Origin of the sequence: Treponema sp. (assembly GCF_045641405.1) — a bacterium.
GTDB lineage: Bacteria > Spirochaetota > Spirochaetia > Treponematales > Treponemataceae > Treponema_D.
In genome coordinates this window covers 1-14129 of record NZ_JAZUGX010000067.1, presented here as the reverse complement: position 1 = coordinate 14129, position 14129 = coordinate 1, and the positions used below count along the sequence as shown (strand labels likewise).

Below are 14129 nucleotides of genomic sequence, written 5' to 3'. Positions count from 1 at the left end.
TTTTTCATGAATTTAATCTACGAATTTATGTTTATTTTTTCAACTTTTTTTGCTATCATCTCCCTGTTCATTTCAATGGAATCTGGTTAAAAACCAGAGGTGGACGCTCAACTGTAAGTGGTTCTTTTTGTTTTATTGTTTAGGCATTAGGAAAAATATCATCTGGCTTTATGCATCACTGGCTTTGCTGGGAAGATGGATGATATTGCCATGACCCAGGAAACTTTGGTGAACGCGGAGTCTTTGGCTTCATGCCTTTCGTATGAAAGGTTAACTTTTATTTAGTGGTGGAGCGCTCCTGCCGCTGGAGCATGCTATGCGTATTAAACGCTCTTCTCTTAAGGTCTGCGCAATGGTCTTTGGCGCAGTCATTTCCCTTTTTATTTGTAGTGGTCTTGTTGGATGTAAAATTAATGATGCAGAAAATGAAAAGATTGTCTTGTTTGGGTCTATCAATGTTCTTGAAGCTAATGATCCTATCTGTGGAACTTGGATTGGAAATGCAGGTTACTTTGTAATAGAAAAGAATTGTTTTTATAATGCTATGGTTTCCAATTGTGACGCTATGTCAAAACCTAGTGAAAACCCTATCTGTCCAGAAGGATATAAGGAATATGGATATGAGCCTTGGAATACTTATCATTATTTGAGTAAAACGAATTATTCAAAAATTTATGTTGTTTATAATGATAAAGATAAAAAATCTGGGGTTCTTATTTTTAAAGCTCTTTTAAGTCAATATGGTAGTCCGACAAAGAATTGCTATTATGGAGTGAAATTTGAACTTAAATCTGGCTCGTCTGCATTATTTGAAGGTGGATATAATAATGCACTGAATGATGTTTCGGATCTTGCTGATGCCATCGAAAAATTTGGTTTTAATAACAATGATTATTTTGCTCCCGCTTCTTGGACTGAAGCACGCTCAGGCGTAACAAAGCAGTAATGTTTCTACTGAAGAAAATCCTTCCATTTGCAATCTCATTTTCTCTTTTTGCACAGGATCTAGAACTTCCGTCCATCGTAACGGTTGTTTCTTCGTCAAGGAATCCTTCAACTACGATTGTTCTTGATGAGGAAAAGCTTAAGGATCATAAGACCATGGAAGAGGCCTTGGCAAGGGAAGGGTTTTCATTTAAAGGAACAAACAATGAATCCACATTTCATGGTTTTTGGAATGCATCTGTAAAAGTGTATGTGGATCAGATTCTTATGAACGATCCCAATACAGGCTATTTTGATTGGAGCAGTCTTGACTATTCTGTCATCAAGAAAATTGTGATAGATACTGCAAGTGTAAATGGCTGTGTTTCAATCTATATTACAACCTTGTATTACGATTATACTGGAATCCGATATTCTTTTGGCGTTCAAAGCAAATCTTATTTAAACTCTGTTTTAGATTCAAATCGGGCGACGGCTTTTGTTTCGTCTCCTGTGCTTCTTGATTCTGGAAGCGCATTGTATTTTTCTGACAGTGCTTCTGTAGATTATGATCAGAATCATTTTGGCTTCAGATCAAAGGATATAACGGAAAGGACCGATCTGTCAAAATCCTATACGGGATATGAAAAAGCCTATGATGGTTATGAAAAATTTCTTGTCAACAATTCTTTTCTGTTTGAATATAATCCATGCTGGTATAACGGCGCAAGCTTTGGATTTAAGAATTTCATTTCCTTGTCGGATGCCAATTGCGGCAGGGAAAGCGGTACTTATTATAAAAAAGAAAATCAAAGAAATCTTAATACAGGGTTTTCAGTTCCTGTTTTCATTCCCTTTGAAAAAATCAATCTGAAATTCATACCGTCCTATAGATATAGTGATTTGCTGTATACAAAAGATGCCGCATTTTCTTCGGCTAGAGATGAATATAAAATAAATAATTTTTCTTTTCAGAATGAGATAGGTATTCTTGGGTTTTATAGAATTTCTTTTGTCTGTAGTTATGACAGGAGCAGCCAGACTTCTAAGAACTACTCTGGAACAGAAGAGAATACTTTGTTTACGGCATTTTTGAATCCATCGGTTGATTTTGCTGTCGGTGATTGGGGCTTTGATTTTTCTACGCCTGTCAATTATTTTGGGGTATCCAATAAGTTTGATTTCCTCTATAAAGGTAGTGTGTCAAGAAAAATCAGGGATTACAATTTTTCTGTTACAGCGTTGAAGAATGTTACGAATCCAGTCTTCCAGCAGTTGTATTATAGCGGAGGGGGAGGAAAGGGAAATCCTGAACTAAAACCCGAAAGTTCCCTGCATTATATTTTTTGTGCAGAATATTCATCAGTCTTCTATTTTTCAGTTAAACCGTATTTGATTTTCTATAAGGACAAGATTGGATGGCAGAATTCTTCCAATGGATTGCTTGTTCCTTTGAATTACGGTTCTTCAACAAATTATGGTGCTGATGTTTCATTTGATTCCTTGGATTTATTTGGAGCCTTCAATCTTGGATTTAACTATACCTATTGCAGGGCTAGATTGACTTCTGATTCCACGGTCGATGGAAATCAGATTATGTATACACCTGAGCATACATTTGGACTTACTGCAAAATTAAAATTTGATAGCTTTGTATGGAGCAATGTATTCTCTTTTAATTCAAAAAAATATACGGACAACAGTAATGAATACTTTGTATCTGAGTACTTCAATCTTGACACAAAGCTTACATGGGTTCACGGAAAGTGGGAGACGTTCGTTCTTTGGAGCAATATCCTTGATGTTCAGTATACCCAGATAAAAGAATACCCAATGCCAGGAACGTCCGTGACACTGGGTGTTAAATTCAGCAATTAAGCAAAGTTTTATTCATACATGTTGCTTAACAGTCTGTAGACCATGTTGACCTTTTCTTTCTGTGCTTCATCAAGGTTCTTGTCTTCTGCATCATCTATGAGCTTTTCAAGGGAAGAAATGCTTTCGTTGATTGCAGTTGCAAAACCTCTTGAGACCTTGAACCAGTAGGTTCCTTTCCCATCCGTAAAGAGACATATGAATCCGTATTCCTTTGAGGCGCTTTTTGCGATCGTTATGCGCATTATGAATTCAACATTACGGATCAATTCAAGGATTGCATCGTTTTCATGGATGTTTATGTTCATCTTTCTTGGCCATGATTTCTCATCGATAGGCTCAAGATTGAGTGTCTTTGCGGCCTTCATGATGATTTCCATTTTTTCACCGTCAAGGAGTTTGAAGCCACCGTTCATAAGGATTGTTCCTCTCATGCCTGCAATTTGGGCAAGAAGATTCTCATTTTTTTCCATGATGATGGCTGGCTTGAAGGATTTCCAAGGAAGCTGTGCAGTTTTCTTTCCTTTGATTTTCTTGAATTCAAACTGGGTTCCACCGAGGGTGATGGTGTTTTCAGAATCCGATTCTTTCTTTGATTTCCTGTCTTTTTTCCCTTTTTTGGATTCCTTTTCGCTTTCGTCTCGGAATGTAGTTCCTGAATATTCAAGGTTTCCTGTAAGGCTTTTTCCTTTGTTGCCACGGGATTTTGCAAGTTCATGTTCAAGATTTGGATCGATCTGTTCAAGAAGCTTCTTTGTCAAAGGAGAAACGCTCATTGCAAACATACGGCTTGTGCGTACAATTTCTCCAGCAACGATATATAGAGGAAATGTCTTGAACATGGATGAGCCTGGATGTATGGAGATGTGATCCTGGGTAAGGCTTCTGTAGTTTTCACGACCTTCGCGAACGCACACAAACTGAATCATTCCGCTTGCGATGCAGCAAAGGTAGTTGTCCATGCTTCCTCCACCTGTGATAGGCATCTGAAGTCTTTTTGAAATGATTTCTTCAAGCTGTTCCTTGATGTTTACTATTTCTGCCATTACGCGCTCATCAAGATAACTTCTTTTGCAGAATTTCTCCTTGTTCGGTTGATTCATGTAAGTGCGGAAAAGCTTTACATATGTAACAAAATCGCCCTGTATATCTCTGAAGGAATGGTGTGCCATTCTTGCGTCCATTTCCTCTCCGACAGGAAGTACAAAAGGGGACTGTGTGCTAAGGAAAGCGGCCGCGATTATTACTTCTTCCAGAACATCTGGGTATCTCATGATGCTTTCAACAAGTATTTTTGAGACACGAGGCTCTAGAGGAAATTCCACCATGAGTTTTCCAGTTGGAGAAAGGGATCCATCGCCTTCAAGTGCATGGAGCATATTGAGTGTATTGATTGCTCCGATGATTCCTTCTTTGCCAGGTGGAGAAATAAAGTCGAACTGTTCAAAGTCGGTGATGCCAAGCTCTGCCATGCGGAGAACAACTTCGCTCAAATCAGTTCTATAGATTTCTTCTGTTGTATATTCCTGACGTGTGTCAAAGTCTTCTCGGCTAAAGAGTCTGTAACAGGTTCCTTCGCAGGTACGTCCTGCACGACCTCTTCTCTGGTTGCAGCTGGCTCTGCTTACTGGAGTTTCGTTAAGGCTCGAAGTAAATGTCTTAGGGCTGTAGAAATTCAGCTTTGCAAGACCGCTGTCTATTACCGTAGTAATTCCGTTGATAGTAACTGATGTTTCTGCAATGTTCGTGCTTAACACAACCTTTTTCTTTCCAAACGGTGCATTGTCAAATACCTTTTCCTGCTCCTCTTTTGGGAGCCTTCCGTACAATGGAACTATATGTATCTTGTTTCTGAATGTACTGTTGTAAAGACGTTCCATGCAGTCCTTGATGATTTTTTCACCAGGAAGGAATACAAGTATGTCACCTGTTCCTTTGTTGTCGAGGGTACGGTCGATTGTCTTTTCAATTTTTGAAAGCAATGCTTCTGTGCCTTCTACCGATGCTGTCGTTGTTTTAAGGGCAGGTGGATCATAGACCATTGCAACAGGGAATGTCTGGGTGTCTATGGTGACAATAGGACATCCACCGAAGTAATTGCTGAAGCTTTCTGCGTTCATTGTTGCGGAGCTGACGATTACCTTGAAATCATGTCGGACAGCAAGTACTCTTTTTAGGAGTCCAAGGACAAAGTCAATGTTCAGGCTTCTTTCGTGAGCTTCATCCACCATGATGACTGAATACTTTGACATATAGGGATCCAGTTTCATTTCCTGCAGAAGAATGCCGTCTGTCATGATCTTGATCTTGGTGGTTATGTCTGTCTTGTCTTCAAAGCGCATCTTATATCCAACAAGTCCAGGATACTTTGTCTTGAGCTGCTTTGAAATGAATTCACTTACGCTTAAGGCTGCGATTCTTCTAGGCTGTGTGACTGCTATCACTCCGTTTTCTGAATATCCTGCCTCATGTAAAATGACTGGAATCTGGGTTGTTTTTCCTGAACCTGTAGGACTTTGTACTACGATTACCTGATTCTCTTTGAGTGTTTCAAGGATGCGTTCTTTCTGTGCATATACTGGTAAATCCTTGTAGTTTATTGCCATGTATCTTTTCCTTTAATTTTGTTCATTAATTCTTTTCTTCTGGTAAGGAAGGAGGACCATTCTTTTCTGCCGTCTTCTTCCAATTTTTTTATGAGGTCATCGTTCAATTCTTTTACGAGGAACTCATTGTTTTCCGTGATATATGTGGTGATCAGTGTAGGTGCTGGGGTGTCCACCCATATACCGTCTTTTGTCTTTTTAATTTTTACACTGAAGAGAAAACTGTCACCCTTGAATTCAGATGCTGCGCCCGGTCTTTTAAAATCAGGATTTCGTCTTTGTGAACTGACAGTGTTTCCAACAGAATAAAAAATAAGCTTCTGCCTGTTGTCGTTTGTGTGGATTATTTCCCATTCCTTTGAGATATGGGGATGGTTGATCCAAAGAATATCCACACCTGATTCAATAAGTAGATAATAGAAGTTTTTGCTGTTTTCCGCAATGCTGCGGATGTATTCTGGTTCCGCCGTATGAAATGAAAGTATCAAAAGGTCGCAGTTTGAAGATTTTTTTTCTTGCCTTATCTGGTTGAGGAATGCTTCCCTTGTTATGTCTGTGCCTTCAAGATAGTCAAAGTATCCAAGATAGGTCTTGAAATTCAGGACTTCCGTTACTGAGGCAAACAGAATTCTTATGCCGTTTTTTTCAATGGTGATGAATTCAATAGGTGCGTTTTCCGATTTCTTTAATCCTGCAGAATAGATTCCTTGCTTGCTTCTGGAGTCAAAATATTTTTTTGTTGATTCTATTCCTTCCAGATGATAGTCGTTTGTGTGATTGTTCGCCAGACTAAAGACATTGAATCCATAGGAAATGATTTTGTCAGCGAATGTAGAATGACAGTTGAAAGTAGGGTAGCTGCTCTGTGGAATTCCATCATTTATTGGAGATTCAAAATTTGCAAAAGCAAGATCTGAATTTTGGATCAAAGGCTCTAAGTCATCAAGAATTGAACTGTAGTTTCCTTCCGTGATTTCCGTGTGGGCCATTATGTCGCCTGCAAAAAGCAATTTTAATTCTTTTTCGCATCTTATTTCAGGCTGAACTCTATTGCTTGCACAGGAGGATAAAAATAAACATATTCCGATAAAAAGAAAAACTTTCGTTTTCATGATTGTATCGGAATATATTTTAATACCAAAAGTCTTATCCCGCAATCTTCATTGCTTCGCTGTAATCACTCGGAGTCATTCCAGTGTAAGCTTTGAATTCGTGAATGAAGTGGCTCTGGTCATAGAATCTGTAGTCTGCTGCTATTTTTGAGAAAGAATTTCCCTGACCTTTGTTTATTTCTCCAAGTACAAGTTGAAACTTGATGATGTTGCAGAACTGCTTTGCGCTAAGTCCGGCATTCATGTCAAAAAGATGGTTGATATAGCGTGATGAATATCCTGCAAGTTCTTCAAGCTGACTGATCTTTATGAGCCCATTCTTTGCTACGATGATGTCAAGAAGCTGCTTGAAAAGTTCTTTTGTGGAAGAATTTGTTTCGATTGTCTGAAGGAATTCTGATGCTACCGTCATTCTCTGTTCAAAAGAAGGTTCCTTTGTTACGAGGGAATAGATTTCCTTAAGGTATTCTGTTTCTGCTGGAATGATTTTTCCTGCATTTGCTTTTATCTCATCACCCTTGGAAAATGGATTTTCTCCAGGTTCAAAACGAATTGCAAAGTATTCTGTGTCAGGCTTCATTTCAAAGGAAACTGCTTCCACTGTGTTGAAAACCATGTGGGCTTCAAAATATTTACCGCAAGCAATTACAAGGTTTGTACATCCGTCTGGCAAAAAGGTTACATTATTAGAGGCTGCTTTATTTTTGCTTGAAAAACTATAGAACCAGTATTTTCCCTGTGATTCCACACAGTCCTGGTAAAAGTTGTTTGTCTTCAATTCAAAGAAAGGCTGAATCGGTTCAAGATAGGATAAGCTCTTTTTCATTTTGTAACCTCCTGAAACAAAAAAAAGCAAAAAAAAAAGGCACTGGAGACAGTTATTTCCTGTATCCAGCGCCTTTGCTGATGATGGTATTATTGCATACACTTTAGCCTGTGTCAAGTATTTCGGACTTTTAAAATTTGTTATGGTTTACTGTTTTTTCCTATACCTCAGAGGAATTTCATGGTAAAATAGTTCATTATGTTTGAATCATTTTTGGATTTTATTGTACCTTTTTCTGGGGCCATGCTTGGTGCTGTTTCCCAGGGAATTCTTTGGGGAATAATGGCTCTTGGCGTTTACATTACGTTCAAGATTCTTGATTTTGCAGATATGACAGTAGACGGCAGCTTTGCTCTTGGTGGTTGTACCTGTGCTCTTCTTATCGTAAGCGGTGTAAATCCACTTATTGCAGTTCTTGTAGCTACGGTTGCAGGCTCCCTTGCAGGACTTATTACAGGTTTCCTTACGACTAAACTTAAAATCCCTGGAATTCTTGCAGGTATTCTTGTTCAGCTTGCCTTGTATTCCATAAATCTTCACGTGCTTGGTGGACCTAATCAGCCTTTGTCCCGTGCAAATAAGACTGTGGTCAATTGGGTAAATAATGCCCTTAATCTTGGTGACCTTTTCCCAGTAAGCGCAACATCCATTGCAAGTCTTATTGTGGGAGTCATTTATACTGCAATAATCATTGCCGCTCTTTACTGGTTCTTTGGTACGGAACTTGGAAGCGCCATCCGTTCAACAGGTGACAACGGTGCCATGAGCCGTGCTCAGGGAATCAACACTGACAGTATGCAGATTCTTGCATTGATGCTTGCAAACGGTCTTGTTGCTTTGAGCGGTGCTTTGGTAATGCAGCAGCAGAGGTTCGGCGATGTAAGTATGGGTATTGGAACAATCGTTATTGGTCTTGCTTCCATTATAATCGGTGAAGTTATTTTCGGAAAGAAATTTGGCTTCTGGTGGTGTCTCCTTGGAGTTGTTTTCGGTTCAATCATTTACCGTGTGATCATTGCCATTGTTCTCCAGATGGGAATGAAGACTCAGGACCTTAAGCTTCTTTCTGCTGTAGTCGTTGCGGTCGCTCTTTCTGTACCGGTAATCAAGCAGAAGTTTGGAATTAAAAAAGCCGTTTCAAAGGCAGCCTAAGGGAGGACAGAAATGTTAACAATCAGTCATATTTCAAAGACCTTTAATCCTGGAACCATTACAGAAAAGAAAGCACTTAAAGATATCAGCCTTACCCTTAATGATGGTGATTTCGTTACTGTCATCGGAGGAAACGGTGCTGGAAAATCAACCTTGCTCAATCACATTGCAGGTGTCTACATGCCAGACTCTGGATCAATCGTGCTTGACGGTGAGGACATTACAAATGTAAAAGAGCATCAGCGTGCAAAATATCTTGGTCGTGTATTTCAGGATCCAATGCTTGGTACTGCTGCTACAATGGAAATAGAAGAAAACCTTGCCTTGGCATATAGACGTGGAAAGGGTCGTGGTCTTAAATGGGGAATTACCTCTGCAGAAAAAAAACTCTACAAGGATCAGCTTTCATTGCTTGAGCTTGGTCTTGAGAACAGAATGAACGCAAAGGTAGGGCTTCTTTCTGGTGGTCAACGTCAGGCATTGACTTTGCTTATGGCAACGTTGCAGAAGCCAAAGGTTCTTCTTCTTGATGAACATACTGCAGCCCTAGACCCAAAGACAGCACACAAGGTTCTTGAACTTACAAAATATTTTGTTGAACGCGATAATCTTACAACTTTCATGGTTACCCACAACATGTCCAATGCAATCCAGTATGGCAACCGCCTTATCATGATGCTTGACGGACATATCGTATACGATGTAAGCGGAGAAGAAAAGAAAAACCTTAAGGTTGCAGATCTTCTTGCAAAGTTCCAGACCATTAGCGGTGAAGGTAGCACCCTGTCAGACAGGATGCTTTTCAGTTAAAATATTTCATTACGTACAGGATTCAAAAACAAATATAAAAATACTACCAGTCAGTCCGAGTCTGTCAAAACCGCTAGCTAGCGTCGCTACATGCGCAGGTCGGCAAGGTGAAGAGCGAAGACTTGGAGCTCTGAAGCGTTCCGACCTGCGAATGTTTTTGCCATCCTCTACCTTCCTTCTCGTATTTTTATAACATGTTGTGTACTATCCGTAATGAATACTTTCAAAGATAACGTATTTTAAAAATGCAAAAAGTTATAGTGGAAAACTTCGATTGCATTTCAATAAATTACCAGACCCGGAGGTGCAGCCTGTACTTGCCGGGTTTTATTTTGTACTCGTCCCTTGTGTCAGGTCCGCAGGCTCCTGTTCCAACTCCGCGATGGGCTGCATCAATGCTTAAAATCCATTTCTTGCTTTCTTTAAGCTCGAAAGTATGTTTGCATCTGAAAAGTTCCTGGACGGTGTAGGGCAGAATGCTGAATGAGAATTCTTCATCGCTCTGGATGTGCAATGTTTTTCCCTCGGCATTAAGTTCAATGTAATTGGTTTCGGTCCTAAGACCATTTTCTTGTGGAACAATATAAGGAACTCCCATGCTTTCAATTTCTTCCCTGTGGAATCCTTTTATAGCGGAGAAATTCCTGTCGCTGTAGTTTTCGTGGGGACCTCTTCCGTACCAGATGATTTCATCATACTCCCTTGGAATTTCCAGAGTAATGCCAGCCCTTGGGTATTCGCTGATTTTCTTTGACAGTTCAAGGTTGATTTCGATATCTGTAAACTTGCCGCAGTCTTTTTTGATTATGGATGCCTTTACGAATTTTCCCTGGCGGTTCATAAGGTCGTTGTTGATCCATTCCTTTGTAGGCTTGTTTGCAAAATCCCATGGGGTTGGAATGTCATTTATCGTAGAAACCTTATTCTTGACGCATTCATTTTCTGTATAGGCATGGACAATGTTTGCCTTGATGGAATCCAGTACGGTTGTACAGTCTCCGCAGCTGCTTTCAAAGTCTGCAAAATCTGCAAAGCCTTTTCCTTTCTGGATTTCAATCTGGTCAATGGAAACTATGTCGCCTTTCTTTGCAAAAGGAGTGTCTTTGTTCCATCGGAATATAGCGTTTAGTTGGATGTCATCGTTTTTCTTTGCGATGCCTTTGAGAAGTGATGCAAGAGGAATTGCAACAAGCTGCTTTTCTTCCGGTTCAATAGGTTCAAGCTTTTGTTTTCCGCTGGCTGCAAGCCTTCCGTTAAGGGAAAGATTCCATTCAAAAGAAATCAAATTGAGCTTTGAAAAGTCAAATCTGTTTTCAATGGTAAAAATTCCTTTCTTAAGGTCTACCGGCTCGATTCTTACGGGTGCAAAAAGACGCTTGCATTCATACATGACAGACTTTGGAGTCTTGTCTGGAAAAAGAATACCGTTGAGGCAGAAGTCATAGTCGCAGGGACTGTCCCCAAAATCTCCGCCGTATTTCCAGTATTTCTTTCCATCTTTAGATGCTGCGGCAATTCCCTGGTCAACCCAGTCCCAAATAAAGCCTCCTTGTAGACCTGGAGTGGATTCTATTGCTTTCCAGTAATCTGCAAGGCTTCCGTTTGCGTTGCCCATGGCGTGGCTGTACTCGCACATGATTATGGGTCTGTAGTCCTCCCTTGTCTTTGCATATTCTTTAATGAGCTCTATGGTTGGATACATGGGACCGATAAAATCCGTCTGTTGTTTTCCAAAACCAAGACTTTCAAGGGTAAAGTCTCCCTGGTGAATTTCAGGTCTTACAAATCCTTCGTAATGTACAAGACGGGTGTTGTCGTATCCGCGGATCCAGTTTCCTGTAGCAATTAAGTTAGGTCCGTTTCCGCTTTCGTTTCCAAGGGACCAGCCGAAAATGCAGGCATGGTTCTTATCGCGCCTTACCATTCTCTGTGTTCGCTGCATGTAGGCGTTAAGCCATTGTTCGCTTCGGCTCATGACATCGTAATATCCGTGGTTTTCTATGTTTGCTTCATTAAGAATCCAGATGCCAAAACGGTCGCATAGTTCGTACCACCGTTCATCATCAGGGTAGTGGCAGGTTCGTACCGCATTGAAATTGAAATTCTTTAAAAGAATTATTTCCTGAACCATTTCTTCCGTGGTCAAAGTTTTTGCCGTGTACTCGTTGTGTTCGTGTCGGTTTACTCCGTGGATGTAGACTTTCTTTTTGTTCAGCAGAAGTTTTCTGTCTTTTATTTCTACTGATTTAAAACCGCAGGTGAAAGATGTTGATTCGATGTGGCGCTTTTCATCGTGGAGGGAAACAGTAATCAGGTAAAGTTCTGGAGTTTCGTTGCTCCAAAGTTTTGCGTTCTTAATTCTTATGGTTTTTGTCGCAGTGGAAAGTGTGTTGCGGACATCAAGGGAACAATCAAGGGTTCCTTTTTCTATTGTCTTTCCGACTGTTCCCCTGAAAGGAGTTCCTTCAAGTTTGCAGATTTTGTAGGCAATCTTGAATTTCTTTTTGTCGGTTTCAGACTGCTTTGATTTTATGATTGAACCCATGAACTCAGAATAACCCAAGGTTACTTCAAGTGGAATAATTCCTGTGTGTAATCTATCCTTCCATTCAACTTTTGTAAGAGCCTTAGCGTCGGCGATAAAAACTTTCTCTGTTGAGTATAGATAAACGCTTCTATGGATTCCGCCGAACCACCACTGGTCCTGGTCTTCAATGTAGCTTGCATCTGACCAGCGTACAACTTTGATGGTTATTTCAAATTCATCTTTTCCTGAAGACTGGTCTTGCGTAAGGAATTCGTTGATTTCAAATTCACATGGCAGCCTTGTGTCCTTTGAAACTCCTGCTTCCTTGCCGTTTATGTATAAAATTACAACGCTTTCAGCACTTCCGATGTGCAGTACTATTCTGCGGTTTTTCCATGCTGCAGGAACTTTTGTAATAAGTCGGTAATAACCTGTTGGATTTTCTTCAGGAACTGCAGGCGGAACACAGTCAAAAGGCATCTGGACATTTGTGTAATGTGGGGTGCTGTATCCTTGCATGGTCCATGAAAGAGGAACTTTTATCTTGTTCCATTTTGTTTTTGCACCTGGAGTCTTCAGCGGTGAATCAAAAAAAGCAAACTCCCATTCTCCATCAAGGCTTTTGTAAAAGTTGCTAGACGGTGCAGGACACGAAACTGGTCCTGATGCTGTTTCTTTTTCAGCCTTTGCACTTGATTCATATGGAATAAGGGGACTTCTCATTGGAAGCCTGTTCACGGATTGAATTTCTGGATTTTCCCAAATATTGCGGATTGTATTCATAAGGTCATTATAGTTCACCTTGTAAAATACGCAAATCAATTTTTTTTGCAACAAAATTATGGACATAGCCAATAAATTAGAAATTATGTGATACAATATATATTATGTTTGAAATTGATAAGTTGACTCCAATAGAGAAGAAACTGTTTAACCTTGATTCTCCGGATTCATACAAGATAGATGTTTCGAAGATGATTCACAAAAGTTATCTGACAGTTCTGTTCATGAGCTCATTGCTGATGATGGTTGTCTTTTTGCTGATGTTTACCATGTCATTTTTTGCATCACCATTTTATGGGCACAGATTTTTTTATTTGCTGGAAAGTCTTGGTGTTGCCGTAGTATTCACATTATGCTGTACAGTTCTAAAAAAGAGTCCCATTGCAACTATATTTACAGTTCAGCTTTTCAACATATTTTTATATTCATATGGAATATATATTGGCGTAATTTCTCAAAATGATAATCTTGCTGTTACTGCCTGCCTTTTTCTTGCCATTCTTCCCATGCTTTTTACATCCCGTCCCCTTATAATTGCAAGTGTATCCACCAGCTGGATGATCATAACGATAGTTTTGATGGTTAAATTTAAAAGTCCAAAGATTCTGGTGGTTGATGTAGTTGATGTTGTTTTTAGCTGGCTTATGGGTGTTGGGCTGGGAATAACTACCTGCAGTCTTAAGGTCAAGAATTTTGTTAGAGAAAGACAGATAGCATTGGAACGTGATATAGATGGTCTTACGGGACTGTTGAATAAAACCGCCTATGAGCGAAAGATAAAAGAATACCTTTCCGAGACAAATAATGGTGGTGCCTTCTTCATGATGGATCTGGATAAATTCAAATTGATAAATGATACCTATGGACATAGTTATGGAGATGAGGTTCTTGTTCGAGTATCAGAGTGCATGCAGAAATGTTTCGATTCAGAAGCTGTTCTTGGAAGATTTGGCGGTGATGAATTTGTTTTTTTCATTCCACACATAGATGAAACGAAAGCAATGGAAGCTGCACGTAATCTTCTTACCGAACTTCATGAGAATGTAAAATTAAAGGCCGGAATGGGTGGCATCCAGGGCAGTGTTGGCATAGCGATGGTTTCTTCCGATGCTGAATGCAATTATGAAAGCATATTGATAAAATCCGACAAAGCCCTTTACGCAACAAAAGAGCAGGGGCGTTTTGGATATACGGTTTATTCTGATGGCGATATGAAAAGCTTTACAAAATTGCTTAAAGACATATTGTGATTAGTAAGCGTTAATTTAATTTGCGGATACATTTAATTTGCGGTTACGAATAAATCCATTTGTTCACAATAATTATTGGAAATTACCCAAAAAATAAAGGTGGAAAATTTAATGAAAAAAATATTGTGTTTACAAATTTTCTTATTGTCTTTTAATATTTTTGCTCAAGCTAAATATGTAGTACATAATGATAGTTGTTTATACGAAAAAAATAATTATTCTGATTATATATCCAAAATACGAAATATCATATATGGTATCAAT

The 14129-nt window shown here is 39.5% G+C and carries 9 protein-coding genes; 5 read left to right on the top strand and 4 right to left on the bottom strand.

Annotation, left to right across the window (positions count from 1 at the left end; genetic code table 11):
- Positions 1-316 precede the first annotated feature (316 nt).
- The gene (locus ACKI39_RS10460) at positions 317-946 is read left to right on the top strand and encodes a hypothetical protein (protein WP_407400282.1); all 630 of its coding nucleotides are present in this window, start codon (positions 317-319) and stop codon (positions 944-946) included.
- Positions 946-2802 (top strand): TonB-dependent receptor domain-containing protein, encoded by a 1857-nt coding sequence (locus tag ACKI39_RS10455; protein WP_407400280.1) that lies wholly within the window; start codon positions 946-948, stop codon positions 2800-2802. Before ACKI39_RS10460 ends, ACKI39_RS10455 begins: the two co-directional genes overlap by 1 nt.
- A gap of 8 nt (positions 2803-2810) precedes the next feature.
- On the opposite strand, the gene ACKI39_RS10450 is transcribed toward ACKI39_RS10455, so the two are convergent.
- The 3 genes from ACKI39_RS10450 to ACKI39_RS10440 are packed head-to-tail and all read right to left on the bottom strand — an operon-like array spanning position 2811 to position 7343.
- Positions 2811-5405, bottom strand: a complete 2595-nt coding sequence (locus ACKI39_RS10450) for a helicase-related protein (protein WP_407400278.1) — start codon at positions 5403-5405, stop codon at positions 2811-2813.
- A complete protein-coding gene (locus tag ACKI39_RS10445) occupies positions 5396-6517 on the bottom strand; it encodes a CapA family protein (protein WP_407400276.1) in 1122 nt (373 codons plus the stop codon). Before ACKI39_RS10445 ends, ACKI39_RS10450 begins: the two co-directional genes overlap by 10 nt.
- A gap of 34 nt (positions 6518-6551) precedes the next feature.
- The gene (locus ACKI39_RS10440) at positions 6552-7343 is read right to left on the bottom strand and encodes a helix-turn-helix domain-containing protein (RefSeq protein ID WP_407400274.1); all 792 of its coding nucleotides are present in this window, start codon (positions 7341-7343) and stop codon (positions 6552-6554) included.
- A gap of 198 nt (positions 7344-7541) precedes the next feature.
- On the opposite strand from ACKI39_RS10440, the gene ACKI39_RS10435 reads away from it, so the two are divergent.
- A complete protein-coding gene (locus ACKI39_RS10435; protein WP_407400272.1) occupies positions 7542-8495 on the top strand; it encodes an ABC transporter permease in 954 nt (317 codons plus the stop codon).
- A gap of 12 nt (positions 8496-8507) precedes the next feature.
- On the top strand, positions 8508-9305 hold the full coding sequence (locus tag ACKI39_RS10430; RefSeq protein WP_318690830.1) for an ABC transporter ATP-binding protein: 798 nt from the start codon (positions 8508-8510) through the stop codon (positions 9303-9305).
- 289 nt (positions 9306-9594) lie between these two features.
- Here ACKI39_RS10430 and ACKI39_RS10425 read toward each other — a convergent pair whose 3' ends face one another.
- Positions 9595-12615, bottom strand: coding sequence for a glycoside hydrolase family 2 TIM barrel-domain containing protein (locus ACKI39_RS10425; protein ID WP_407400270.1), 3021 nt, complete (start codon positions 12613-12615; stop codon positions 9595-9597).
- Positions 12616-12719: 104 nt separating this feature from the next.
- Here ACKI39_RS10425 and ACKI39_RS10420 point away from each other — a divergent pair, with 104 nt between their 5' ends.
- A complete protein-coding gene (locus ACKI39_RS10420; protein ID WP_407400268.1) occupies positions 12720-13865 on the top strand; it encodes a GGDEF domain-containing protein in 1146 nt (381 codons plus the stop codon).
- The last annotated feature ends 264 nt before the right edge of the window (positions 13866-14129 follow it).